This is a genomic window from Pseudomonas sp. F-14 TE3482 (assembly GCF_053629455.1).
This window is the reverse complement of record NZ_JBRJII010000001.1, coordinates 3,662,987-3,687,565: the sequence shown is the minus strand read 5'-3', so window position 1 is coordinate 3,687,565 and position 24,579 is coordinate 3,662,987. Positions and strand designations below refer to the sequence as shown.

General features: G+C 60.0%; 25 protein-coding genes. 15 read left to right on the top strand and 10 right to left on the bottom strand.

The features are described from left to right. Nucleotides 1-16 precede the first annotated feature (16 nt). The 3 genes from lpdA (at nt 17) to AB7M26_RS16670 (ending at nt 3,188) form a co-directional block, all read left to right on the top strand. Nucleotides 17-1,402, top strand: a complete 1,386-nt coding sequence (gene lpdA / locus AB7M26_RS16680) for a dihydrolipoyl dehydrogenase (protein WP_429385264.1) — start codon at nt 17-19, stop codon at nt 1,400-1,402. A 289-nt stretch (nt 1,403-1,691) separates the two neighbouring features. Next, nucleotides 1,692-2,711: a branched-chain amino acid aminotransferase gene (locus tag AB7M26_RS16675; RefSeq protein WP_192343602.1), complete on the top strand. Its 1,020-nt coding sequence runs from the start codon at nt 1,692-1,694 to the stop codon at nt 2,709-2,711. Between the two features lie 135 nt (nt 2,712-2,846). After that, entirely contained in the window at nt 2,847-3,188 is a 342-nt protein-coding gene (locus AB7M26_RS16670; RefSeq protein WP_008071311.1) for a hypothetical protein, read from the top strand. Here the strand turns inward: AB7M26_RS16670 and AB7M26_RS16665 are convergent. Further along, nucleotides 3,178-4,104 (bottom strand): LysR substrate-binding domain-containing protein, encoded by a 927-nt coding sequence (locus tag AB7M26_RS16665; RefSeq protein ID WP_123495254.1) that lies wholly within the window; start codon nt 4,102-4,104, stop codon nt 3,178-3,180. The two genes, AB7M26_RS16670 and AB7M26_RS16665, sit on opposite strands and share 11 nt — an antisense overlap. Before the next feature lie 104 nt (nt 4,105-4,208). Between AB7M26_RS16665 and AB7M26_RS16660 the strand changes: the two genes are divergently transcribed. Beyond that, a complete protein-coding gene (locus tag AB7M26_RS16660) occupies nt 4,209-4,817 on the top strand; it encodes a LysE family translocator (protein WP_123495256.1) in 609 nt (202 codons plus the stop codon). On the opposite strand, the gene AB7M26_RS16655 is transcribed toward AB7M26_RS16660, so the two are convergent. Then, entirely contained in the window at nt 4,814-5,578 is a 765-nt protein-coding gene (locus AB7M26_RS16655; protein ID WP_123495258.1) for an ArsR/SmtB family transcription factor, read from the bottom strand. The two genes, AB7M26_RS16660 and AB7M26_RS16655, sit on opposite strands and share 4 nt — an antisense overlap. 81 nt (nt 5,579-5,659) lie before the next feature. On the opposite strand from AB7M26_RS16655, the gene AB7M26_RS16650 reads away from it, so the two are divergent. Continuing rightward, nucleotides 5,660-6,766: a cytochrome P450 gene (locus tag AB7M26_RS16650; RefSeq protein ID WP_123495260.1), complete on the top strand. Its 1,107-nt coding sequence runs from the start codon at nt 5,660-5,662 to the stop codon at nt 6,764-6,766. Between the two features lie 8 nt (nt 6,767-6,774). Here the strand turns inward: AB7M26_RS16650 and dmeF are convergent, their stop codons facing one another. Continuing rightward, nucleotides 6,775-7,704 carry a CDF family Co(II)/Ni(II) efflux transporter DmeF gene (gene dmeF / locus AB7M26_RS16645; protein ID WP_123495262.1) on the bottom strand — a complete coding sequence of 310 codons (930 nt, stop codon included), beginning with the start codon at nt 7,702-7,704 and terminating at the stop codon, nt 6,775-6,777. Nucleotides 7,705-7,715: 11 nt separating this feature from the next. Next, the gene (locus AB7M26_RS16640) at nt 7,716-7,991 is read right to left on the bottom strand and encodes a metal/formaldehyde-sensitive transcriptional repressor (protein WP_123495264.1); all 276 of its coding nucleotides are present in this window, start codon (nt 7,989-7,991) and stop codon (nt 7,716-7,718) included. Nucleotides 7,992-8,498: 507 nt separating this feature from the next. Here AB7M26_RS16640 and AB7M26_RS16635 point away from each other — a divergent pair. Together AB7M26_RS16635 and AB7M26_RS16630 are read left to right on the top strand one after the other, a co-directional pair. After that, nucleotides 8,499-8,783, top strand: a complete 285-nt coding sequence (locus AB7M26_RS16635; protein WP_123495266.1) for a DUF6124 family protein — start codon at nt 8,499-8,501, stop codon at nt 8,781-8,783. 155 nt (nt 8,784-8,938) lie between these two features. Continuing rightward, complete coding sequence (locus AB7M26_RS16630; RefSeq protein WP_259698676.1) at nt 8,939-9,274, top strand: hypothetical protein; 336 nt, start codon at nt 8,939-8,941, stop codon at nt 9,272-9,274. A 256-nt stretch (nt 9,275-9,530) separates the two neighbouring features. Here the strand turns inward: AB7M26_RS16630 and AB7M26_RS16625 are convergent, their stop codons facing one another. The 5 genes from AB7M26_RS16625 to AB7M26_RS16605 all read right to left on the bottom strand — a co-directional run bounded on the left by AB7M26_RS16625 (nt 9,531) and on the right by AB7M26_RS16605 (nt 15,322). Next, complete coding sequence (locus AB7M26_RS16625) at nt 9,531-9,869, bottom strand: FKBP-type peptidyl-prolyl cis-trans isomerase (protein WP_007895103.1); 339 nt, start codon at nt 9,867-9,869, stop codon at nt 9,531-9,533. A 220-nt stretch (nt 9,870-10,089) separates the two neighbouring features. Then, nucleotides 10,090-11,343 carry an OprD family porin gene (locus AB7M26_RS16620; RefSeq protein WP_123495270.1) on the bottom strand — a complete coding sequence of 418 codons (1,254 nt, stop codon included), beginning with the start codon at nt 11,341-11,343 and terminating at the stop codon, nt 10,090-10,092. 92 nt (nt 11,344-11,435) lie between these two features. After that, the gene (locus tag AB7M26_RS16615) at nt 11,436-12,740 is read right to left on the bottom strand and encodes a CitMHS family transporter (protein WP_007895099.1); all 1,305 of its coding nucleotides are present in this window, start codon (nt 12,738-12,740) and stop codon (nt 11,436-11,438) included. Between the two features lie 134 nt (nt 12,741-12,874). Beyond that, entirely contained in the window at nt 12,875-14,194 is a 1,320-nt protein-coding gene (locus AB7M26_RS16610) for a dicarboxylate/amino acid:cation symporter (RefSeq protein WP_123495272.1), read from the bottom strand. A 45-nt stretch (nt 14,195-14,239) separates the two neighbouring features. Further along, nucleotides 14,240-15,322 carry a 4-oxalomesaconate tautomerase gene (locus tag AB7M26_RS16605; RefSeq protein ID WP_123495274.1) on the bottom strand — a complete coding sequence of 361 codons (1,083 nt, stop codon included), beginning with the start codon at nt 15,320-15,322 and terminating at the stop codon, nt 14,240-14,242. Nucleotides 15,323-15,490: 168 nt separating this feature from the next. Here AB7M26_RS16605 and AB7M26_RS16600 point away from each other — a divergent pair, with 168 nt between their 5' ends. The 3 genes from AB7M26_RS16600 (at nt 15,491) to AB7M26_RS16590 (ending at nt 19,574) form a co-directional block, all read left to right on the top strand. After that, nucleotides 15,491-16,381, top strand: coding sequence for a LysR family transcriptional regulator (locus tag AB7M26_RS16600; RefSeq protein ID WP_008071328.1), 891 nt, complete (start codon nt 15,491-15,493; stop codon nt 16,379-16,381). Nucleotides 16,382-16,499: 118 nt separating this feature from the next. After that, entirely contained in the window at nt 16,500-18,308 is a 1,809-nt protein-coding gene (locus AB7M26_RS16595) for a monovalent cation:proton antiporter-2 (CPA2) family protein (RefSeq protein ID WP_123495276.1), read from the top strand. A 159-nt stretch (nt 18,309-18,467) separates the two neighbouring features. Further along, on the top strand, nt 18,468-19,574 hold the full coding sequence (locus AB7M26_RS16590; RefSeq protein ID WP_123495278.1) for a DNA alkylation repair protein: 1,107 nt from the start codon (nt 18,468-18,470) through the stop codon (nt 19,572-19,574). Here the strand turns inward: AB7M26_RS16590 and AB7M26_RS16585 are convergent. Beyond that, complete coding sequence (locus AB7M26_RS16585; protein WP_123495280.1) at nt 19,555-20,127, bottom strand: cytochrome b; 573 nt, start codon at nt 20,125-20,127, stop codon at nt 19,555-19,557. The genes AB7M26_RS16590 and AB7M26_RS16585 overlap by 20 nt on opposite strands. 187 nt (nt 20,128-20,314) lie before the next feature. Here AB7M26_RS16585 and AB7M26_RS16580 point away from each other — a divergent pair, with 187 nt between their 5' ends. Genes AB7M26_RS16580 through AB7M26_RS16560 form a run of 5 tightly spaced genes read left to right on the top strand, consistent with a single transcriptional unit; the run spans nt 20,315 to nt 24,571 of the window. After that, nucleotides 20,315-20,992: a thermostable hemolysin gene (locus tag AB7M26_RS16580; protein WP_123495282.1), complete on the top strand. Its 678-nt coding sequence runs from the start codon at nt 20,315-20,317 to the stop codon at nt 20,990-20,992. Beyond that, on the top strand, nt 20,982-22,463 hold the full coding sequence (locus AB7M26_RS16575; protein ID WP_123495284.1) for an AMP-binding protein: 1,482 nt from the start codon (nt 20,982-20,984) through the stop codon (nt 22,461-22,463). The genes AB7M26_RS16580 and AB7M26_RS16575 overlap by 11 nt, the downstream gene beginning before the upstream one ends. Next, complete coding sequence (locus tag AB7M26_RS16570) at nt 22,460-23,134, top strand: TenA family transcriptional regulator (RefSeq protein ID WP_063343388.1); 675 nt, start codon at nt 22,460-22,462, stop codon at nt 23,132-23,134. Before AB7M26_RS16575 ends, AB7M26_RS16570 begins: the two co-directional genes overlap by 4 nt. After that, nucleotides 23,121-23,930, top strand: coding sequence for an SDR family oxidoreductase (locus AB7M26_RS16565; protein ID WP_123495286.1), 810 nt, complete (start codon nt 23,121-23,123; stop codon nt 23,928-23,930). The genes AB7M26_RS16570 and AB7M26_RS16565 overlap by 14 nt, the downstream gene beginning before the upstream one ends. Continuing rightward, the gene (locus AB7M26_RS16560) at nt 23,927-24,571 is read left to right on the top strand and encodes a tetratricopeptide repeat protein (RefSeq protein WP_123495288.1); all 645 of its coding nucleotides are present in this window, start codon (nt 23,927-23,929) and stop codon (nt 24,569-24,571) included. The genes AB7M26_RS16565 and AB7M26_RS16560 overlap by 4 nt, the downstream gene beginning before the upstream one ends. Nucleotides 24,572-24,579 lie beyond the last annotated feature (8 nt).

Sequence of the window (24,579 nt, the reverse complement as noted above, 5' to 3'; positions counted from 1 at the left end):
ATTTGTGGAGAAGGTCATGCAACAGACTTTGAACACCACGCTGCTGATCATCGGCGGCGGCCCTGGCGGTTATGTGACGGCAATCCGTGCCGGTCAGTTGGGCATTTCGACCATTCTGGTGGAAGGCGAATCGTTGGGCGGCACCTGCCTGAACATCGGCTGCATTCCATCGAAGGCATTGATTCACGTCGCCGAACAGTTCCACCAGACGCAGCACCACAGCCAACACTCGGCGCTGGGCATCAGCGTGTCGGCGCCGACCCTGGACATCAGCAAGAGCGTCGAGTGGAAGGACGGTATCGTTGATCGACTGACCACCGGCGTTTCGGCGCTATTAAAGAAGCACAAGGTTCAGGTCATTCAAGGCTGGGCCAAAGTAATCGACGGCAAGACCGTCGAAGTCGGCGACACGCGCATTCAGTGCGAGCACCTGGTACTGGCCACCGGTTCGAAAAGTGTGAACCTGCCGATGCTGCCGATTGGCGGGCCGGTTATCTCCTCCACCGAAGCCCTCGCACCGACGTCCGTGCCGAAACGCTTGGTTGTGGTCGGTGGCGGTTACATCGGTCTGGAGCTGGGGATTGCCTATCGCAAGCTCGGTGCCGAGGTCAGTGTGGTCGAGGCGCAGGATCGCATCTTGCCGGCCTACGACGCCGAACTGACCCATCCGGTGCATGAAGCACTCAAGCAACTCGGCGTGAAGCTTTACTTGAAGCACAGCGTTGAAGGCTTTGATTCACAAGGAAATACGTTGCAAGTTCGTGACCCGAATGGCGACACCTTGAACCTGGAAACCGATCAGGTACTGGTGGCTGTCGGCCGCAAACCCAACACTCAAGGCTGGAACCTCGAAGCCTTGAATCTGGACATGAACGGCTCGGCGATCAAGATCGACAACCGTTGCCAGACCAGCATGCGTAACGTCTACGCCATCGGCGACTTGAGCGGCGAACCAATGCTCGCGCACCGGGCCATGGCTCAGGGTGAAATGGTTGCCGAGCTGATCAGCGGCAAACACCGCGAATTCAACCCGACCGCCATCGCCGCCGTGTGCTTCACCGACCCGGAACTGGTGGTGGTCGGCAAGACCCCGGACGAAGCCAAGGCTGCGGGGCTGGACTGCATCGTGTCCAGCTTCCCGTTCGCCGCCAATGGCCGGGCGATGACGCTGGAGTCGAAAAGCGGCTTCGTGCGGGTCGTGGCGCGCCGTGACAATCATCTGATTGTTGGTTGGCAAGCAGTGGGTGTGGGCGTGTCGGAGTTGTCGACGGCGTTTGGCCAGAGCCTGGAAATGGGCGCTCGTCTGGAAGACATCGCCGGCACCATCCACGCGCATCCGACGCTCGGTGAGGCGGTGCAGGAAGCGGCGTTGCGTGCCCTTGGTCACGCGCTGCATCTGTAAACGCGGTCAAATTGTGGCGAGGGAGCTTGCTCCCGCTGGGCTGCGAAGCGGCCCCCTGCTGACTTCCAGACACACTGCGTTGTCTGGCTTTACGACTGCTTCGCAGCCGAGCGGGAGCAAGCTCCCTCGCCACAGGGTTTCGAACGATGAATAATCGGCGGCAAATTTAATGAGCGAGCCGATAGTCCGGGCTGCGAAATGGGCCCGGAATGAAGTATTGTTGTCCCCATCCAGAAAAATGTCAGAAGCCTTGAACCGTTTCGGCGGTTGTTAAGTGATAGAGGGTGTCATGGGTAACGAAAGCATCAATTGGGACAAGCTGGGTTTTGACTACATCAAGACAGACAAGCGCTATCTGTCGCACTGGCGTAATGGCGAGTGGGACAAAGGCACCCTGACCGAAGACAACGTGCTGCACATCAGCGAAGGCTCCACTGCCCTTCACTATGGCCAGCAGTGCTTCGAAGGCCTGAAGGCCTACCGCTGCAAGGACGGTTCGATCAACCTGTTCCGCCCGGACCAGAACGCCGCACGCATGCAACGCAGCTGCGCGCGCCTGCTGATGCCGCATGTGTCCACCGAACAGTTCGTCGAAGCGTGCAAGGAAGTGGTTCGCGCCAACGAGCGTTTCATCCCGCCTTACGGCACCGGCGGCGCGCTGTACCTGCGCCCGTTCGTGATCGGCGTGGGTGACAACATCGGTGTGCGTACTGCGCCCGAGTTCATCTTCTCGATCTTCTGCATCCCGGTCGGCGCTTACTTCAAGGGCGGTTTGACCCCGCACAACTTCCTGATCTCCAGCTACGACCGTGCCGCCCCACAAGGCACCGGTGCGGCCAAGGTCGGTGGCAACTACGCCGCCAGCCTGATGCCGGGTTCCCAGGCCAAGAAGGCGCACTTCGCCGACTGCATCTATCTGGACCCGCTGACCCACACCAAAATCGAGGAAGTCGGCTCGGCCAACTTCTTCGGGATCACCCACGACAACAAGTTCGTCACCCCGAACTCGCCGTCGGTACTGCCGGGCATCACCCGTCTGTCGTTGATCGAGCTGGCCAAGACCCGTCTGGGCCTGGAAGTGGTCGAAGGTGACGTGTTCATCGACAAGCTGTCCGACTTCAAGGAAGCCGGCGCTTGCGGTACTGCCGCAGTGATCACCCCGATCGGCGGTATCAGCTACAACGACAAACTGCACGTGTTCCACAGCGAAACCGAAGTCGGCCCGATCACCCAGAAGCTCTACAAAGAGCTGACCGGTGTACAGACCGGCGACGTCGAAGCGCCAGCGGGCTGGATCGTCAAGGTGTGATTTGACGCAACCGTCCGTTTGAACAAAAAAGCCCGGCCATCCTATTGAAGGCCGGGCTTTTTTTCGTCCGCGAATCGTGGAAAAGGTCACTAGACTTGCCACGTCCAACAGCCATCAATGGGTGCCATCAAAACCATGGGAAAACTCTGGCGAAAGTATCTGGCCTTGCTGGACACCGACTTCACCACGCAAGTGTTCGACAACATCAAGAACCTGCTGGTGTGTGCGCTGATGTTTGCGGCGGGCACCAACGCGTTGCACAGCGATCAGTACTTGTTTATGGGGTTTCTCACCTCAAGCCTCGCCGGCTGGGGATTGATCCTGCTGTCAGCGGTGCTGATGCTGCTTAATGTCAGCGACGGCCTGCGTCGGCTGTCCAGGTTGCCGTATCACACGGCGTTTCAGATCATTCTGTTTCTGGTCTACCTGGTGCTGGCGGTGCGGGTGGTGGAGATTGTCTGGAATTTCAGGGCGTAGCGGTCACAGCACCAGGGGTTTGCCAATGCAGCTCATCTTGAGCAATGCGGGCAAACATCCACTCCACAAACACCCGTGTCTGCGCCGTCACGTCCGGTGCAACGCCGTAGTAATAACGCGGCAATGGCAGACGCAACTCGGGCAACGGGCAAATCAGGCGTCCGCTCGAGAGGTGGGTGCCCAGCAAAGAGGTCGGGCACAGGGCAATGCCCTCTCCATCCACGGCGGCCTGAAGCGCCAGGTGCATGTGATCAAACTGCCGGGTGACCTGAGTGGCTGACTGGCTTTGACCAAAGTGCATGGCCCAATTGTGCCAATCTTCGCGACGCGCCTTGACGGTCAGTAACGTGTGCCGGCTCAGCGAAGTGAGGTCTTCAAGTGGCAGGCGCTCGATCAGCGATGGCGCCGCGACCAGTAATAGTTCGTCTTCGAAGAGCGGTCGCGCCTCAATCGCCGGTGCCCAGTCGTCACGGCCACGGCGAATGACGACATCGAACCCGTCGCGTGCCTGATCGGGTGCCTGGGTTTGAGTGATCACCTGCGGCTTGATGCCTGGGTGCTGCGCAACAAAATCCGCCAGCCTGGGCGTCAGCCAAAGCACGGCAAAGGACGGACGGACATTGATCTTCACGGTAGGCAGCGAGGCATGTTGCTTGAGCGCAGCGGCAGCGTTGGCGATCTGCGACAGCCCGGCGCTGACCTGTTCATAAAAGCGCTGGCCGGCCGGCGTCAGCACTGATTGACGGATGCGCCGCTCGAACAGCAGCACGCCCAGGTACTCCTCAAGCAATTTGATGTGCCGGCTGACGGCACTGTGGCTGACATGCAGCTCTTCGGCCGCCAGCCTGAAGCTCTGATGACGAGCAGCAACGGCGAAGGCGCGAACAGCATTAAGCGGCGGTAGTTGATTTTTCATGGGTCTAATTTAGTCACCTATGCGCTTTAATTAAAGCGTTTGTCACGCTCGTTTCGTCACGCCAATCTGCCAACACGCAGCCAGCGCCACCGACGGAGCAAGACATGAACAGCTATGGACTCTTTGTACTTTTCGCCACCCTGACCATTTTGAGCCCGGGACCTGGCGTGGTCCTGACCCTGTCCAACGCGGTGCGACACGGTTGGACCGGGGCCGTGCCGGGCATTCTGGGGATCGCGTCGGGGGCATTTGTCGTCGCCGCCATCAGCGCCACCAGTGTTGGCCTGATACTCAGCACCTCCGCGAACGCCTTCACTGCGTTGAAATACGCAGGGGCCGCCTATTTGTTGTACCTGGGCTACAAAAGCTGGCGCTCGGATCGTTTCAGTACGCTGCTTGAAACGCGCCCCTCAAGCCCTGGCTATCGCTTCCTTGAAGCGGCTTCGATGCAGCTGTTGAACCCCAAGGCGGTGTTTTTCTTTCTGGCGGTGTTCCCGCAATTCATCGACACCTCAGCGCACTTCTACACCCAGTTCATCAAACTGGTCGCTTCCTACGGGGTACTGGTGATTCTGGTGCATGGCAGCTATGCCTTGCTCGCCAATGCCGCCAAAGGCTGGTTGTCGAGCCCGAAGGGTTCCTGGCTGGCGGCGAAAGTCTCGGGCGTGACCTTCGCCGGCTTTGGCGTACTGATGGCCTCGTCCAGTCGCTAAGCCGCAGGGCTGGCGATCGCGCGGCGCCTGGTCTCGGTGGACGCAGGTTGTGCTGTCGCTGCCTGAACCGGCAGCTCAACGGCGAACCGACTACTGAGTTCCTTGCGCCCCAGCGCCGTCAACGCCAGCGCCCGACTGTCCAGATCCTGCGTTACCCATTTGCGTTTGATCGCCGTTTGCAGCAATGCCGCGCCCAAGGCACCGCCCAGGTGTGGCCGACGCATGCTCCAGTCCAGGCAGGGGCAGGCGAAGCGGCGGCGCAAGGCGCCGAGGTCTTTGACGTCGATGCCCAATCCTTCGAACAACGCTTCACCACTGCCGCTCAGTTGATAAACCTGCTCATCGGTTTCCAGCAACCACCCCGCTTCGATCATCCGGTCATGCAGCAATACCGCCAACGTGCCGGCCATGTGGTCGTAGCAGGTGCGGGCGAATTGCAGGCGATCCGGGGTGCGCGGGTTGAACGTCGGCGCGGCGTTCTGGCCGATCACCATCAGCGCTTCGAGTGCCTGGGCCACGCGCTTGTCCGCGAGGCTGTAATAGCGGTGACGGCCTTGAACGTGCAAACGCACCAGCGCCAGTTCCTTGAGCTTGGCCAGATGAGCACTGGCGGTCGAGGCGCTGACTTCGGCAATCGCCGCCAGTTCGGTGCTGGTGCGGGCGTGGCCGTCCATCAGCGAACAGAGGATTTTCGTTCGGGCAGGTTCCGCGATGGCGGCAGCCACTTGAGAGACGCCGACGTTGTGTTGTTCTGCGTTCATATTTCGCTCCCGGACGAATCAAGGTCCTTTCGGACTGGAGATAGTAGCAACACTTTCCAACCACCGATAAGGCTGCGACCCATGGACCCGATCATCGCTGCGACTCACGCCGATCCCTACCCTTACTACGCGCAACTGCGCGCCGAGGGTGGGCTGGTTTTTCATCAAGGACTGAAACTGTGGGTGGCCAGCAGTGCCCGAGCCGTTGCCGCCGTGCTGGCGCATCCGCACTGTCATGTGCGGCCATCTCATGAGCCGGTGCCCAAGGCCATTGCTCAAGGCATGGCCGGCAAGGTGTTCGGTCAGTTGATGCGGATGAATGAAGGCGAGCGGCAGCGTTGCCCGAGGGCGGCGATTGAGCCGGGGCTGGCGTTGATTGACGTGAATGAGGTCAATGCGTTGGTCGGCGCTCGGTTTATCCCACCAGGCGCCGACGGGTTGTACGCGGCGATGTTTCGTGGGCCGGTCTGCGTAGTGGCGGCGTTGCTGGGGTTTTCTCCAGCTCAGGGCCGGGCCATCAGCGAGCTGACCGCAGACTTCGTCGCCTGCCTGTCGCCTCTCAGCGGTCAGGCGCAACTGGACGCCGCCCATGTCGCGGCGGAACAGCTGAAGGGTTATTTCATCGAGCTTCTGGACGACCCGAACAATCGAAGCGTTCTGCTCGCCGGTATCCGGCAGCGTTTTGCGGCGACATCGACCGATTCTGAAATTTTGATCGCCAACCTGATCGGCCTGTTCTCCCAGACTTACGAAGCCACCGCTGGGCTGATCGGTAATGCGCTATTGGCGTTGATCCGAAACCCACAGTTGGATTCGGCTCAAGTTGATGACTTGATCGCTGAAGTCCAGCGCTTCGACCCGTCGGTGCAAAACACCCGCCGCTTCGTCGCCGCGCCGTGTGAAATTGACGGCGTGAGCCTGAACACCGGCGACGTTATCCTGGTGCTGCTGGCCTCGGCCAATCGCGATCCGCAGCTTAATGATGATCCCGATGCGTTTTTGCTCGATCGCCCGAACCGTCGCGGTTTCACGTTCGGCGCGGGGCGTCATCAATGTCCGGGACAGGTGTTGGCCTTAAGCATTGCCCGTGCGACGCTGGCTGAGATCCTGGCGATGCAACCTGCTTTGGACCGGTTGACCTGGCACTACCGTCCTTCCCTTAACGGGCGCATTCCGCTCTTTGCCTGAAAGACACTTCAAGCGTGGCGATGCTCGACCGTCAGGTGAGACAACTCATGAACCGGCGCCAGACGTTCGCGAATGGCGTCGGCATTGACACCTGCCACGGCCACGACGCTGACTATCGCCGCCCGCGCCTGAGGGCCAACCTGCCAGACGTGAAGGTCACTGATGCGAACATCGCCCGTCGACTCGAGTAGCACACGAATTTCGGCGGCGACGTGCTCATCGGTGGTGTCGAGTAACACAGCGGCGCTGTCACGCATCAAGCCATAAGCCCATCTCGCGATCACGATAGCGCCGACAATCCCCATCACCGGGTCCAGCCAGACCCAGCCCAGGTAGCGCCCGGCCAACAATGCCACGATGGCCAACACCGAGGTCAACGCATCGGCCAGTACATGCAAATACGCCGAACGCAGGTTGTTGTCGTGATGATGAGCGTGGGCATGACTGTGATCGTGATGAGCATGGCCGTGATGCCCATGATTGCCCGACAACAGAAACGCACTGACGATGTTCACCCCCAGCCCCACCACCGCAATCACCGTCGCTTCGGTGAAGGCTACGGTGGTCGGTTGAAACAGTCGCACGATGGATTCGCCAGCGATGCCGATCGACACCAGGCCCAGCACTATGGCCGAAGCAAAACCCGCCAGATCCCCGACCTTACCGGTACCAAAACTGAAGCGCGAATTGTTGGCATGTCGTCGAGCAAAGCCGTAGGCCGCCGCCGCAATGCCCAGGGCCCCGGCGTGGGTCGCCATATGAAAGCCGTCCGCCAGCAACGCCATGGAACCGGTGATGTAACCGGCGGCAATTTCGCCAATCATCATCACGAACGTCAGCGCCACCACCCACAATGTGCGGCGGGCGTTGTCATCGTGGGCGGCCCCTAGAAACAGGTGGTCGTGGGTAAAGCGCGAAGCCTGAGGTTTCAGTGTCATGGTTCGGGCCTCTATTTCGAGTAACGGCGGATGGCTTGCAACAAGTCCTCAACGCCTTCGGCGCGTGCTTCATCGCTGAGCCCGGGACGCGCCACATGTTCACGGGCGTGGGCGTCGATGAACTGGTCCATCAGACCATTGACCGCACCGCGGATCGCCGCGACCAGATGTAGGGTTTTGGCGCACTCGGCGTCGGATTCCAGCGCCCGCTCCACTGCCTGAACCTGGCCGGCAATACGCCGGACACGGTTGAGCAGCTCGTCTTTGTGTTCGCGGATGTGCGACATACGTATATATACCCCCTACCCCTATATGGCAGGCATGATTGCCGATGCTGCCGGGGTTAGCAAGTCAGGTGGACCGAGTCATCGTTCATCGCGGGCAAGCCACGCTCCCACAGGTTCAGCGCAACCCCTGTGGGAGCGTGGCTTGCCCGCGATGACGGCCTGACAAACGACGCATCATTTCCGACCTGCGCAACAGGCTACAGCGCCTTGCGTCATTGCCTACAACTACGCCAGAATCCGCCGGCTTGTGCGCCTTGGGGCCCGTCGGTAACTTGATTCCCGTCACTGAATGGTCAGTGATCGGGTTTAGTCGCTCGGTAGTTCCCAAAGCAGCACGCACTCCGTTCAGTCAGGTATTACCATGCCTGCGCTCAATGGCAGCTGTGCGCAGGGCACCTTCGGGTGCGCCGGTAAAGCTTTGGTACCCGGTCGACTAACCTGCCTACAGCTGCCACCCCCTTCGTTTAGTCGCGAGGAGGTTGCAGCATCAATAAAGGTACCTAAGCAATGTTCAAACACACTCCAAATCCCCCTGATTCAGAAGCCAAATCGGTTTCGCCCAAGACCCCACGTAAACCCAGCACAATGTTCGTCGTCGCCCCCGACATGGATACCGAAAGCTTGCTGGCCAATGCCTGCGAATCACTGGCATCAGCCAGTGTCATGGTCAGTGACTTTGCAAACCTTCTGGAAGACCCACATCGCAACACAATGTTGGGGATTCAGCAGGTCATCATGCTGGGCGAACTGGCCGTGAACCGGGCGTTGGATAACATAGATCCGCAGCAATAGCCGATGGTCTGTGGCGAGGGAGCTTGCTCCCGCTCGGGTGCGCAGCAGCCGCAAAACTGGCGAGCGGAGATTACCTGAGACACCGCGTTCACGAGTTTTAGGGCCGCTGCGCAGCCCAACGGGAGCAAGCTCCCTCGCCACGGAATGGAGTAGAAGTGAGCCTTCTTTACCAAGATCCAACAATGAGCCACGAGGAAGCGACGAGGCTTCTAGCCAGCGGCGTAGAAACGAGCGTTGCCGCCGCATTGATTTCTATCGGGCTGAATGAGCAAGACAGGATTTTGGCTCAGAACACCTGCCTGAAATACCTCGAGAATGAGTCCGAATCGGTTGCAGCCGCTGCCATCACCGCGCTCGGTCACATAGCCCGCAGACAGGGTGATCTGGACTTGGGTGCTGTACTCCCGGCCCTTGAAAAAGTGAAGGAAAAATTTCCCTCCCTGGAAGGGACTGTGGCGGACACCCTTGATGATATTGAGGCGTTCACCTGACTTGCCGTTTAGCAAAAGAACACTGGCCGTGAACCGGGGCGCTGGATAAGACTAGTGCACATTTGTGGCGAGGGAGCTTGCTCCCGCTCGGGTGCGCAGCAGCCGCAAAGCTGGCAAGCTGAGATTGACACACCGCATTCACAGATTTTAGGCCGCTGCGCAGCCCAGCGGGAGCAAGCTCCCTCGCCACAGATAGCAAAAAACCCGCGTTCTCCTCACGGAGATGGCGGGTTTCTCATTTCAACCCACACGCCAATCAATCATCCCGCGTCAGCACTTCCAGCAATTCAATCTCGAAAATCAGATTCGAATTCGGTGTAATCGCGCCCATCGTCCGCTCGCCATAAGCCAGATGCGCCGGCACCAGCAGCTTGCGCTTACCGCCAACCTGCATGCCCATGATTCCCTGATCCCAGCCCTTGATTACCCGCCCGGTGCCAATCACGCACTGAAAAGGCTTACCCCGGCTGTAGGAAGAATCGAATTCAGTGCCGTCTTCCAGCCAGCCACGATACTGGGTGGTGATCAGCGCGCCTTTGACGGCAGCTTTGCCGTCGCCCACTTCAAGGTCGATTACCTGCAATTCATCATTCATTACATTCACTCTAGTGTGCGCCTTCCCGAACAAGCTCATGGGCGCCGTTTTCCCAGAAATGCGGACTATTGGCAACCGTTTCGCCTCTGTATCGGGCAGTGGCCGTGAACCAATATATCCGCCACCTCACCCCACGGTTCGGGCTAAACGCAGTGGGAGTAATCAGTATCGGTTGGGCGAGCAGACGGTGAGCCGGGTCTGATGCAGGCGCCCCGGCGCCCTACCAGAGAGCAATGTCGTAAGTGAAATAGATCCGATTGCTGTCACGTCCACGCGCGAAGTCCGAACGGTAGACATAGTTGCGCAGCTTTACGCCAACACCCTTGAACGTGCCGCTCTGGACCACATAGGCCAGTTCCGTGTCGCGTTCGGACTCTTTGATGTTGGTGTCGGACTTGCCGTCGTTGCCTTTGAGATAACGGGTCATGAACGTCAGCCCGGGCACGCCCACCGGTGCAAAATCGTAACCGTAGCTGAGCATCCAGGTCTTCTCGTCCTCTTCGATGAACTTGCCGATGCCGACGTTGCTGAATGAGTACACCGTCGCACCGCTGATGTACGGCAGCCCGGCGTCACCGCTGAGTTGTTGATAACCGCCACCAAAGGTGTGCCCCGCCACCGCGTAGGACAGCTGACCGCTGAGCATGTCGTTATCAATTTTCGAGGCGTAGGCACGGCCCGCGTCATTGCTGTTGAAATAGCGCAAGTCGCCGGTCAACACCCCGGGACCCAATGGCAGATCGTGCTGGAGGCCGGCAAAGTTCTGGCGATAGAAATTTTCCAGTTCACCATAGAAGTAACTCAGACGGGTGTGCTTGCCGAGTTTGTAATCACCGCCGGCGTAGGTGAAATCGCCACCTTTGTCGCCTGAGTATCCGTCAGGAACAATCGACACGCTGTCGGTGGAATCGCGCAGCTTGAATCGGTCCAGATGACCGCCAGTCAGGGTCAGGTTTTCGATGTCGGTGCTGATGACTTGCCCTCCCTCATAAGTCTGCGGCAGCAAGCGCGCATCGTTATAGATCAGTACCGGAGTTTTGGGCAGCAGGGTGCCGTACTTGAGGGTGGTCTTGGCCAGTTTGACCTTGGCCGCAGCCCCGGCACTGGCGAACTCATCGGCGGCGCGACCGTCATCGTGTACCGGCAACAGACCGGTGCCACTGCGGCCACGCCCGGAATCGAGTTTGACACCCAGCAGGCCCAATGCGTCGACCCCGAAACCGATAGTGCCGGGGGTGAACCCCGACTGGAAATCCAGCAGGAAACCCTGGGCCCACTCGGTGCGCTCACTTTTGGCGGTTCTGGCCGAACGCGCACTCAAGCCATGTTCATCGCGAAAGTTTTCGTTGAAATAGACGTTGCGCAGTTGCAGCTTCAACTTGCTGTCGTCGATGAAATCACTCGCACCGGCAGTGGCCACCGGCAACACGCCCAGAAGAGGAAGAAGAGCCCCGCGAGTCAGAAAATGGATCATGTCGAACTACTCATATTGTTGTTTTAAGGATGCACGTGGCCGCGCACCCGTCATCGGGAGCGTGGAGTTCTCAGCGGCGAGTCAGGGGTGAATCAGGAGAACAGCGTCAAGGCACCGGTCAGCAGAGCCAGCGCGGTGACCACCAGGGAGGTGAGCACCGCCCATTTGACGGTGGCGCGCTGGAAGTCGCCGATGTCGCGATCGACCATCCCCACCAGCAACAGGGTCGAGGCCACCAGCGGGCTCATCAGGTGCACTGGTTGGCCAAGAATCGACGCCCGGGCGATTTCCACCGGATCGATCCCATAGGCCGCCGCCGCGTTGGCGAGGATCGGCACCACACCGAAGTAATAAGCATCGTTGGACAGCACGAATGTCAACGGCATGCTGGTGATCGCCACCACCAGTGGGAACAGGTGCCCCCAGGACGGTGGAATCCAGTCCACCAGAGTTTGCGCCAGGGCGTCGACCATTTTGGTACCGGAGAAAATCCCGGCGAAAATACCAGCCGCGAATACCAGCAGCACCACGGTCATGGCGTTGCCGGAGTGGGCGAGAATGCGTTCCTTTTGAATGTCCAGCTGCGGGTAGTTGATCATCAGCGCCAGCACGAAGCCGATCAGAAACAGGATCGCCGAGTGCATGATCCCCATCACTAGCGCAACCATCACCGCAGTTACCAGCAACAGGTTGACGTAGGCCAGTTTCGGACGCTTGTGCGGCGTATCCTCAAGAATCGCTTTGATGTAGCAATCGCCGCCACCACTCTGCAGTTGGGTATTGCCGATGCGTTTACGCTCGGTGCGGCCCAGCAGGAACGCCGTGAACACCACCCACGCGGCGCCACCGACCATGGTCGGCAACAACGGAATGAAGTACGCCCCGGCATCCAGCCCCAGCGCGGCAATCGCCCGGGTCGCCGGGCCGCCCCAAGGGGTCATGCCGCTCATGATGCTCAGTGACAGCATGGCGATGGTCGCCAGAATCATCGGGTTCATGCCGATGCGCTTGTACAACGGCAGCATCGCCGCGCAGGTGATCATGTAAGTGGTCGTGCCGTCACCGTCCAGGGCGACAGTCAGCGACAGCAGCGCAGTGCCGACCGCGATTTTCATCGGGTCGCCGTTGACCCGCTTGAGAATCTTGCGGATCAGCGGATCGAACAGCCCCGAGTCGATCATCAAACCGAAAAACAGAATCGCGAACAGCAGCAGCGCCGCCGACGGTGCGACCATTTTCAGGCCATCAAGCATCATTTTGCCGGTAGTCCCGCCAAAACCGCCGATAACCGCAAAGACGATCGGAACAACGGTCAACGCAACGATCGGTGACAGACGTTTGGTCATGATCAGAAAGGTGAACACAACCACCATGGCCAAGCCGAGTAAGGCAAGCATAAGGCAACTCTCTTGTTGTTATGGATTGTGTGGCCGACGCGCAGGCGAACGACTCCGAGCCCGTCAGGCGACGCGATCGGCGACGCCCGGCAGCGGGTAGTAAGAAGGTTAGTTTTTGCAGCGCTTACGCAGTACTAAATGTGCGTGGTGGTTCCGACGCGGTCCCAGGTTTGATCGCCATCCGGGACAGCCGGTTTTTTACCGTCCAGGGTATCGAGCAGGACCTGACGGTCGCAGGCGTTCTCCGAGATAGAGATCACCACAGTCGCCACGGCGTTACTGGCCAGACTGGTCAAGGCCCGTGCTTCAGACATGAAACGGTCGATCCCGATCAACAGCGCCAGACCAGCCAGCGGAATGTCATGGATCACCGTGAGCGTGGAAGCCAGCGCCACGAAACCGCTGCCAGTCACCCCCGCCGCGCCTTTGGACGACAGCAACATGATCGCCAGCATGGTCAAGGTTTGGGTCATGGTCAGATCAATGTTGCAGGCCTGAGCAATGAAAATTGCCGCCAGAGACAGGTAGATCGCCGTGCCATCGAGGTTGAACGAGTACCCCGTCGGCAACACCAGCCCGACCACACCTTTGCTGCATCCCAATGCCTGAAGTTTCTCCAGCATGCGTGGCATGACCGGCTCAGTGGAGGAAGTCCCCAGCACCACCAGAAACTCTTCGCGCAGGTAACGCAGCAGCTTCCATAGGCTGAAGCCGTGGGCGCGACAAATGCTCCCCAATACCACAAAGACGAAAAAGGCGCAGGCGACGTACAAGGTCATGATCAACTTTGCCAGCGAACCCAGCGAGGTGATGCCGTACTGTCCGACGGTGAACGCCAGTGCGCCGAAGGCACCGATCGGCGCAAAACGCATCAGGTAGGAAAAAATCTTGAAGACCATCTGCGATGCCGCTTCCAGTACATCGAGCACTGGCTTGCCACGGTCGCCCAGGGAAGACAGGGCGAAACCGCACAGCACCGCGATAAACAGCACCGGCAGCACTTCACCTTTACTGAACGCACCTATAAAGGTGTCAGGGATGATGTGCATGAAAAACTCGACCACCCCAAGCTTCGCCGCAGACTCGGTGTATTGAGACAGGCCCGCCGTACTCAAATGGCTCGGATCGATGTTCATACCCACGCCCGGCTTGAACACGTAGACCGCGACCAGGCCGATGATCAGGCTGATCACCGTCAGCCCGAGAAACAGCAGCATGGTCTTGCTCAGCAAGCGGCCAAGGGAGCGTTTGTCGTTCATCCCGGCGATGCCGGTGACGATGGTGCAAAACACGACCGGCGCAATCATCATTTTGATCAGCTTGATGAAGGCATCACCCAACGGCTTGAGGGCAATGGCCTGCTGAGCCCAGAAGTGCCCGACCACGACGCCCAGCAGCACAGCACAGAGGATCTGGAAGTAGAGCGATTTAACAACTTTCATGGCATCACCCATTTTTAGAATTGTTCTGATGCAAACGACAGTGACTGCGCGGGAAGACTACCCGGCGAGCCGTTGGGAAACCGGGGCATACACAAAGCCGGAAAACAGCCTTCGCGCGGTACGAACAACGGAGGCGCGGATTGTCTCACCGTTCTCACCGGTGTAGGACAATACGACATCGATGCCGCCGCTCGGGTGCTCGATCCGCACCTGTTGCAGACGCGTCCCACCGGTATTACCGAGCATTTGCGCAACCACACTGCCTTCACTGACGCATGCCGTGGCCAGACCGATGGAACCGGTAATGGCCAGCGCACGGTGGCAGTTGTGCGGCATGAAGTAGCGAACCTGCAACGTGCCACCGGCCTTGGCCGGTGCAACCAGCACAGGCTTGGGGATGACCTTGTCGCTGACGTCGCCCAGCCCCATGGCCATGCCGGCCCGCAACCGCAGAGCTTCGAGACGGCGCATAAAGTCTTTGTCGGCGTCCAGCTCGGCCGGAGTTTCATCGCCGCGTTTGCCCAAGTGACGCGCCTCGATGATCAGCATCGGCATGGCCATGTCGATGCAGGTCACCGGAATGTCGTCGAACCAGTCCTGGGTGCTGCCGGTTGGAAACAGCTTGCCGGTCTTGCTGCCCGCTGCGTCAAGGAATGTCAGTTGAACCGGTGCCGCGCTGCCTGGCACGCCATCGATGGCGGTGTCACCTTCATAACTGACTTTGCCGTTTGGTGTCTGCACGTCAGAGGTAACGAAGGTGCCGGTGTTGAGATTGCGAATCCGCACGCGGGTTAGCTCACCGACCGCCTTGACCAGGCCTTGCTCGATGGCAAACGGCCCGACCGCGCAGAGCATGTTGCCGCAGTTCGGGGCGGTATCCACCCGACGCTGGGACACCATGACCTGAACGAACAAGTAATCAACATCGGCATCGGGATGTAACGAAGGGCTGACGATGGCGACCTTGCTGGTCTGCGGGCTACCGCCGCCGATGCCGTCGATCTCCAGTTCGTGACCGGAGCCCATCACCGAGAGCAACAACTCATCACGCTCTTCAACCGAAACCGGCAGATCCCAGGCGAGAAATACCGGTCCCTTTGAGGTACCACCGCGCATCAGCACACAAGGAATTCGTTGCATGGCCACTAACTCTTGTTAATCAATCGGGGTAATTGATGTCTTGCAAACAAGAGTGACAGGGAAGTAATTGTGTTTCCAATGCAAAGATCGGAGCAATTATTGCGTTTCACAAAAGAAAGTTTTAACGTTCAGAACGCAGTTCAACGCCCTTTCCCGACGAGATAAAACATGGAATATGAGCTTCAGGACATCCGATCTTTCGTGAAAATCGCCGAACTGGGGAGTTTTCACGAAGCTGCCGATGCACTGCATCTGTCGCAACCAGCCTTGAGCCGGCGGATAAAAAAACTTGAAGAGGGTTTAGGGACTACGTTGCTCGATCGCACCACGCGCAAGGTCAGCCTGACCAGCGTCGGTCGCGACTTCCTGCCCAAGGCTCGTCGATTACTGGATGACTTCGACGATTCGATCCTGAACATCCGTGAATTGGCCGAACGGCAAATCGGCCAGGTGACCCTGGCCTGCATTCCAACCGCTGCGTTTTACTTCCTGCCGTCGGTGATTCGTCTTTATAACGAGCGCTATCCGAAAATCCGCATCCGCTTGCTCGACCTCAGCGCCAATGAAGGGCTCGAAGCAGTGTTGCGGGGGGAAGCCGACTTCGGCATCAACATGATGAGCGGCCAGCACCCGGACATCGAATTCGTTTCACTGGTCAACGAACCCTTCGTCCTGGCGTGCCGTCGTGACCATGAACTGGCCCAGCGGAAGTCCGTGACCTGGTCAGAACTGAGCGATTACCGGTTGATCGGCGTCGGGCGCCTGAGCGGCAACCGCATGCTGCTGGACCACGCCCTGTCGGGCCTGAGCTGGCGTCCGCAGTGGTTTTATGAAGTGCAGCATTTGTCCACCTCGCTGGGCATGGTCGAAGCCGGGCTTGGGGTTTCCGCCATGCCGAGTCTCGCGATGCCGGCGGCGGATCACCCGACACTGGTGAGCATCCCGCTGACTGACCCCGTCGTGAACCGGACACTCGGCCTGGTGTACCGTCGGGGCGCATCGTTATCGCCGGCGGCGGAGAAGTTCGTTTCGATTCTGCTCGAACAATGGCCCCACTGAGCCGTGGAGTTCGATCAATAACCTCGTTGCTGACTGAATGGACGCCAGCCTTTATCCTGACGCCCCGCTGAAAATCGGGCGAGCGCCGCTCTCGCCTGCCCCACCCAGGAGTTTCGCCATGCCCCACGAAGGCAACCTGTTGCAAGCCGCTGTCGTCTTTTTATTCGCGGCGGTGCTCACCGTGCCCTTGGCCAAGCGCCTGCAGTTGGGGGCGGTGCTGGGTTATCTGTTTGCCGGGGTGATCATCGGGCCGTCAGTGCTGGGCTTGATCGGCAACCCGCAAAGCGTCAGCCACATCTCTGAACTCGGGGTGGTGTTGCTGCTGTTCATCATCGGCCTTGAGCTGTCGCCGCGACGTTTGTGGGTGATGCGCAAATCGGTGTTCGGCGTGGGTTTGGCGCAAGTGTTGCTGACCGGTTCGGTGATTGGTGTGCTGGCGTTGTTTGTATTCGGCCAATCCCTGAACAGCGCCATCGTGTTGGGCCTGGGCCTGGCGTTGTCGTCTACCGCATTTGGTTTGCAAAGCCTGGCCGAGCGCAAGGAGCTGACCAGCCCCCATGGGCGGTTGGCGTTCGCGATTTTGCTATTCCAGGACATCGCCGCGATCCCGCTGATCGCGATGGTGCCGCTGCTGGCTGGCGGCGATCACACCACCAGTGCCGCCGAAGATTTGAACCATGGCTTGCGGGTGCTGGGCAGCATCGCAGTGGTGGTGATCGGCGGACGTTATCTGTTGCGCCCGGTGTTTCGCGTGGTGGCCAAAACCGGTCTGCCGGAGGTGTCCACCGCCACCGCGTTGCTGGTGGTGATCGGCACGGCATGGCTGATGGACCTGGTCGGCGTGTCCATGGCCCTCGGCGCATTTCTCGCCGGTTTGCTGCTGGCGGATTCCGAATACCGCCACGAGCTGGAAGCACAGATCGAACCGTTCAAGGGCCTGCTGCTGGGGCTGTTTTTCATCAGCGTCGGCATGGGTGCGAATTTGAGTCTGCTACTGAGCGCGCCAGTCGTGGTGCTGGGGCTGACCCTGTTGCTGATCGCCATCAAGTTGCCGCTGCTGTTCGTTGTCGGTCGACTGGCCGGGGGCTTGGGCAAGGTCAATGCGATTCGTTTGGGGATTGTGTTGGCGGCCGGTGGTGAGTTTGCTTTTGTGGTGTTCAAGATCGGCCGGGATCAGGGGCTGTTCGAGCCGCGTCTGTACGACTTGCTGGTGCTGACCATCACCCTGTCGATGGCGCTGACACCGCTGTTGTTGCTGGCCTGCGCACGACTGGTCAAACCCAAGATTCAACCGGTGGAGGTGCCGCAGAAGTTCCGCGAAATCGACACCGACACGCCACGCGTGGTGATCGCCGGCATGGGTCGTATGGGGCAGATCGTGGCGCGGATTCTGCGGGCACAGAACATCAAGTTCGTGGCGCTCGACACGTCAGTGGAAACCATCGAACTGTCCCGCAGCTTCGGCGGCGTGCCGGTGTTCTACGGCGACCCGATGCGCCCGGAAATCCTCAGCGCGGCCAAGGTCGAGCAGGCGGAGTTTTTTGTGATCGCCACCGATGATCCCGACACCAACATCAAGACGGCCGAGGTGGTGCACAAGCTCTATCCGCACATCAAAATCATCGCCCGCGCCCGTAACCGTCAGCATGTGCACCGGTTGGTGGATGTCGGAGCGCAGGCGGTGCGGGAAACCTATTACTCCAGCCTGGAAATGACCCGGCGGACCTTGGTCGGACTGGGTCTGACACAGGCCCAGGCGGATGCGCGGATCAAGCGCTTTACCCATCACGATGAACAGGTGCTGGAAGCCCAGCATGCGGTGTATGACGATGCGGCCAAAGTGATGCAGACCGCCCAGGAAGCGCGGGCGGAATTGGCAAAACTGTTTGAGTCGGATCAGTTGGAGGAGGAAGCGGGCAAGGTTTGAGGTGATTGCGCGGGCCTCATCGCGGGCAAGCCCGCTCCCACAGGTTCCGGGGTGGATTCACAATTTATGATCCACCCAAGCCCACTGTGGGAGCGGGCTTGCCCGCGAAGAACGATAACGCGGTGCATGGGATAAATAACAACGACCAAGGAATCCACTATGGCTGACCAAACCTCCCCCGCCCTGAAGGAAATCTTCAACGCCGAACGCCTCGCGCACATCGCCACCGAGATGACTGCGGTCTACCCCGGCTTCGATGCCAAGGCTTTCCTGAAACTGGCCAAAACCGGTCTGGCGGAATTGTCAGTCATGCAACGCATGGCCCGCGTCAGCGAATGCCTGCACGCGGTATTGCCACTCGGTTATGAAGAATCCCTCGACGTCCTGCGCGCCCTCGCCCCGCGCCTCAATAGCGCCTTCGTCAGTATGTTTTTGCCGCACTACGTCGCGACCTACGGCGCTCACACGTTCGATCTGTCGATGAATGCACTCAAATATTTCACTTCCTTCGGCTCCTCGGAGTTTGCCATCCGGCATTTTTTGCGCAGTGATATCGAACGCTCGTTGGCGCTGATGCACGTCTGGTCGCTGGATGAAAACGAACACGTCCGGCGCCTGGCGAGCGAAGGTAGCCGACCGCGCCTGCCATGGTCGTTCCGCCTGGAACAGGTCCAGGCCGACCCGACACTGGCGGCTGCGATCCTCGACAACCTCAAGGCCGACGACAGCCTCTACGTGCGCAAATCCGTGGCCAACCACCTCAACGACATCACCAAGGATCATCCCGAGTGGGTGCTGGCGCTGATCGAGGGCTGGTCGCTGGACAACAAACACACGGCGTGGATCGCCAGACACGCTCTGCGCAGTTTGATCAAACAGGGTAACAAGCGAGCGCTGGCAATCATTGGCGCAAGCAGCAAGCCCGAGGTTGAAATCATTGACGTGAAGGTTGAGCCGGCGGTGATACGTCTGGGTGAGAAAATCACCCTGTCTTTCAGAGTGAAGTCCACGGTCCCGGACAGTCAGCGATTGGTGATCGATTACGCTATCGATTATGTCAAAGCCAACGGCAGCACCTCGGCAAAGGTGTTCAAACTTAAAGCCCTCACGCTGTCCGACAATGCCAGCGAAGCCATTAGCCGCAGTCAGCACATCAAGGAACTGACCACCCGCCGGCACTATGCCGGCCAGCACGCGGTGCACATTCTGGTAAATGGCGAACGCTTGGCCAGCACCCAATTCCGAATTATTGCTGACGCTCATTGACACCCACAGCAGAGCCCCCCGGCAGCATGCGCGTGAGCGTGTTGTCGCGGACCCAGTAGTGATGAAACAAACCCGCAGCCGCGTGCAAACCAATCAACCAGTAGCCAGTGCTGCCGAGCCATTCATGCCAATGCTTGAGTTGCTTGGCCAGATCGGGATCAACCGCAATCGGCGCCGGCAGGAAAAAGCCGAAATACGGCATCGGCTTGCCCCCGGCGGCCAGCATCAACCAGGCCAATAGCGGCGTAGCGATCATCAGCCCATACAGCGCCAGGTGCATGAGGTGCGAGACGCCCGTCTGCCAGGTGGGCAGGGCCGGGGTAATCGGTGGCCGAGGCGTGAGGCGCCCGAGCAGGCGAATCCAGACCAGCGCAAAAATGCTCAACCCGATTACGCCGTGCAGCCCCAGAAACAGGCCCTTCAGGGCATGTCCACGGGGCAACAATCCTTTGATCTCGATGCAACCATAAACGCCGACGAACAGCGCCAGCATCAGCCAGTGCAAGGTGATCGAGAGTTTTCCATACCGGTGTACTGCTGAATCTCGGGTCATACGGGGCCTCGTGAAGATCGGTGGCGGCTGCCGACTCATTTCGTACAGCCTGGATCCGGTTTCGTCGAACCGACCGGCGCCACCCTGCCCGTCCAGCCTTAAGACAATCTGAAGGGCCACCTTCAGACTCCGTTAAGAATTGCCTTTGATACTCCTCCCAAACTTACTCAGGGAGGCGTTCTTGCCCATGCCCGATTTCGACTGGAACATCCCTCTGCCCCTGCACTTCGGCCAAGCCGAAACCCCGCAGATGAGTCTGGCCAGAGCCTTGCCGGACGATCCCCAGCGTCCGGTTTTCGAAGCCTTTATCCAGCAGCGTTTTCGAAAGGCCCATGGCGCCGACATCCGCCAGTTCATGCCGCAGCTGTTCGGCATGAGCGATGTGTCAGGCACGCTGTGTGCGGTGGCTGGCGTACGACTGGCCGGTGCCGAACCCTTGTTTCTGGAACGTTATCTGGACGAGGCGATTGATCCGCTGATCAGCGACGCTGCCGGCCAACCCGTGGACCGGGCCGGTATCGTCGAGGTCGGGAACCTCGCCGCCAGCGATACCGGCAGTGCGCGCCTGAGCATCATCGCCATCACCTACCTGTTGGCCATGGGCGGGCTGGAATGGGTGGCGTTCACCGGCAACATCGGGCTGGTGAACAGTTTTCATCGCCTGGGCTTGAAGCCGGTGACGCTCTGCGCCGCCGATCCTGCGCGGCTGGGCGACGACCGTCACCTCTGGGGCAGTTATTACGAGAGTCAGCCATGGGTGCATGTCGGCAACATCCGCGCCGGTTTCATCCATTTGCGCAATATCGGTCTGTTCAATCGCCTGGGGTTGCCGACGGCCCTTGAGGAGTCCAGCCATGTCGCCTGAAATGGAGCGGTTCAAGCAGACCCTGCGCAGTCATGCCGAGCGCAAGACCAACGCCATCGCCTTGTGGGGCGATCAGTTGAAACTGGACTACGCCACGCTGTACGCCGAGGTCATGTATCGCCAACAACGTCTGCGCGATGAGCACGTCAAAGTGGTCGCGCTGGCCCTGGACAATGGCACCGAAGCGATGCTCTGGGACCTGGCCGTCCTGTTCGAAGGCCTGACCTGCCTGACGCTGCCGCCCTTCTTCAGCCCGACACAACGCAATCATTGCCTGGAACAGAGCCAGGCGACACTGGTGATTGCCGAACCGGAACTGGAAGCCGAACTGCAGGCGGCCGGCTACGAGAAGACCGGCGAATTCTGGCGTCGCCCCTTCAGCGGCCCGAACCTGATACCCGAAGGCACCGCCAAACTGACCTTCACCTCAGGCACCACCGGTACGCCCAAAGGCGTGTGCCTGAGCGCCGAGAGCCTTTTGCGAGTGGCCCGTGAGCTGGATCAGGCAAGCAAACCCACCGATCCACGGCATCACCTGGCGCTGCTGCCACTGGCGATTCTGCTGGAAAACCTCGGTTGTTACGCCGCGCTGTATGCCGGCGCGACCTTGAGCGTACCGAGCCAGAAAACCCTGGGCATTCAAGGTGCCAGCGGTGTCGATGTGCCGCTGCTGTTGGGTTGTCTGGCCGCCCGAAAACCGGAAAGTCTGATCCTGGTGCCGCAGTTGCTGCTGATGCTGGTCAGCGCCGCCGAGCAAAAAGCATTCAACCCCCAATCGTTGCGTTTTGCCGCGGTCGGTGGAGCACGGGTTTCCGAAGAGTTACTGCATCGCGCCCAGCGCATCGGCATTCCGGTCTACGAGGGTTACGGGCTGTCGGAATGCTCGTCGGTGGTGTGCCTCAACCGCCCGGGCGCGCGCCGCCCTGGTAGCGTTGGCCGGCCCCTGCCCCATGTCGAGATTCGCCTGGCCGATGATGGTGAAGTGCTGGTCAAGGGCTCGACCCTGCTCGGCTACTTGGGGCAAGCACCCTTGCGCGATGATTGGTGGCCGACCGGCGATCTCGGCGAGTTCGACCCGGAAGGTTTTCTCTACCTCAACGGGCGCAAGAAGCATCAATTCGTCACCAGTTTCGGCCGCAACGTCAATCCGGAATGGGTCGAGGCCGAACTCACTCAGCGTCGCCACATCGCTCAGGCGTTCGTCTACGGCGAAGCGATGCCGAGCAACCACGCCCTGCTCTGGCCCCATCGGCCTGACTGCACCGATGAAGAGCTGGCCGCCGCCGTGGCCCAGGCCAACGAGGCCTTGCCCGATTACGCCCAGGTTCATCACTGGACCCGTCTCGATCAACCGTTCACCGCCGCCAATGGCTTGCTGACGGCCAATGGCCGACCGCGCCGCGACGCCATCGTCGAGCGTTACCGGGCGCAGCTCACTGACTTCATTTTTTCCGAGGAATCCGCATCATGAGTTTTTTCGACACCCTGCAAGAAGCCACCCAGCAGGAACGCCACGAGTTGTTCAACCTGCCGATCATCCGCGATGCCCTTGAGGGTAAGGTCAGCCTGGAGAGCTACCGCGCCTTCCTCGCCCAGGCCTACTACCACGTGCGCCATACCGTGCCGTTGATGATGGCGTGCGGCGCACGTCTGCCGCAGCGGCTGGAATGGCTACGCAAAGCGGTGTGCGAGTACATCGACGAGGAGTACGGCCACGAACAGTGGGTACTCGACGACATCGCGGCCTGTGGCGGTGACAAAGAGGCGGTGCGTGACGGTCGTCCATCGCTGCCGATCGAGTTGATGGTCAGCTTCCTCTACGACCTGATTGCCCGGGACAACCCGGTGGGCCTGTTCGGCATGGTCAACGTGCTGGAAGGCACCAGCATTGCCCTGGCCACCCACGCGGCCGGCAGCATCCGCGAGCGCCTGGCGCTGCCGGAAACCGCCTTCAGCTACCTGAGTTCCCACGGCTCGCTGGATATCGAACACATGCAGACCTACCGCCGGCTGATGAACACACTCCAAGACCCGGCGGATCAAGCCGCGGTGATTCATGCCTCGAAGGTCGTTTACACGCTCTATACCGACATGTTCCGCGGCCTGCCCCGCGATGGGGAGAACCTGCATGCAGCTGCATGAAGCCCGTGTGGTTTTGACCGGAGCCAGCGGCGGTATCGGCCTGGCCATCGCCAGCGCCCTGTGTGCCAGTGGCGCGCGGGTATTGGCCGTGTCCCGGCACCGGGAGGCGCTGGAGCCCTTGCTCGAACGCTACCCGCTGCACCTGTGTTGGGTCGGCGCTGACCTGACCGTCCCGGGCGACCGACAAAAAGTGCTGGCTGCGGGCGAAGCCATCGGTGGCCTCAACCTGCTGGTCAACGCCGCCGGGGTCAACCACTTCGCCATGCTCGAACAGCTCGATGACAGCGAGATCAATGCGATGCTGGCGGTGAACATCAGTGTGCCGATCTGCCTGACCAAGCTTTTGCTGCCGCTGCTCAAGCAAGCCGAGAGCGCCATGGTGGTGAACGTCGGCTCGACCTACGGCTCCATCGGCTACCCAGGTTACGCCAGCTATTGCGCCACCAAGTTTGCCCTGCGCGGTTTCTCCGAAGCCCTGCGCCGGGAGCTGGCCGACACCCGGATCAGCGTGCTTTACGTTGCCCCTCGGGCGACCCACACCAGCATGAACAGCCCGGCGGCCCAGGCGCTGAACGATGCGCTCAAAGCCAATGTCGACGATCCGCAAACTGTCGCTTCGGCGGTCATCCACGCCATTGCCGGTGACCGGCGCGATTTGTACCTGGGCTGGCCGGAACGCTTTTTCGTCCGCCTGAACAGTCTGTTGCCGCATCTGGTGGACCGTGGCTTGCGCAAGCAGTTGCCGCTGATCCGTCGCCTCAGTCAGAAGCCCGATAACGAGAGTCTCAAACCATGAAAAAAATCGTCACTTGCCTGCTGTTCGGGGTGTTGAGCCAAAGCGTCTGGGCGCTGGACGCTGCCGATCAGCAGCGCCTCAATGGCATTCAGCAAAGCTGGGCGCACATTCAATACGAATTGCCCGCCGAACAGCGCACCGTGGCCTTCGAAAAACTCGCGACCCAAGCCTCGGCGTTTACCCAGGAACGCCAATCCCTGGCCGAAGCGTGGATCTGGTCCGGCATTGTCACCAGCAGTTGGGCCGGAGCCCAGGGTGGCCTCGGCGCCTTGAGCAAGGTCAAGGCCGCCAAAGTTGACCTGGAAAAAGCCCTCGCTATTGATCCCAAGGCCTTGCAAGGCTCGGCCTATACCAGTCTCGCGGCGCTGTATGATCGCGTGCCCGGCTGGCCCCTCGGTTTCGGCGATGCCGACAAGGCCGAACAACTGTTAAAGCAGGCCTTGCAGCTGAATCCCGCCGGCATCGACAGTCTGTACTTCTGGGGTGATCACCTTTACCGTCAAAAGCGCTATGGTGAAGCCAGGGACGCACTGCAAAAAGCCCTGCAAGCGGGCCCCCGCCCAGGCCGGGAAAGCGCCGATGCCGGGCGCCGCAAAGAGATCGAAGCGTTACTGGTGGACGTGAACAAAAAACTCAACTGACAGGAGTC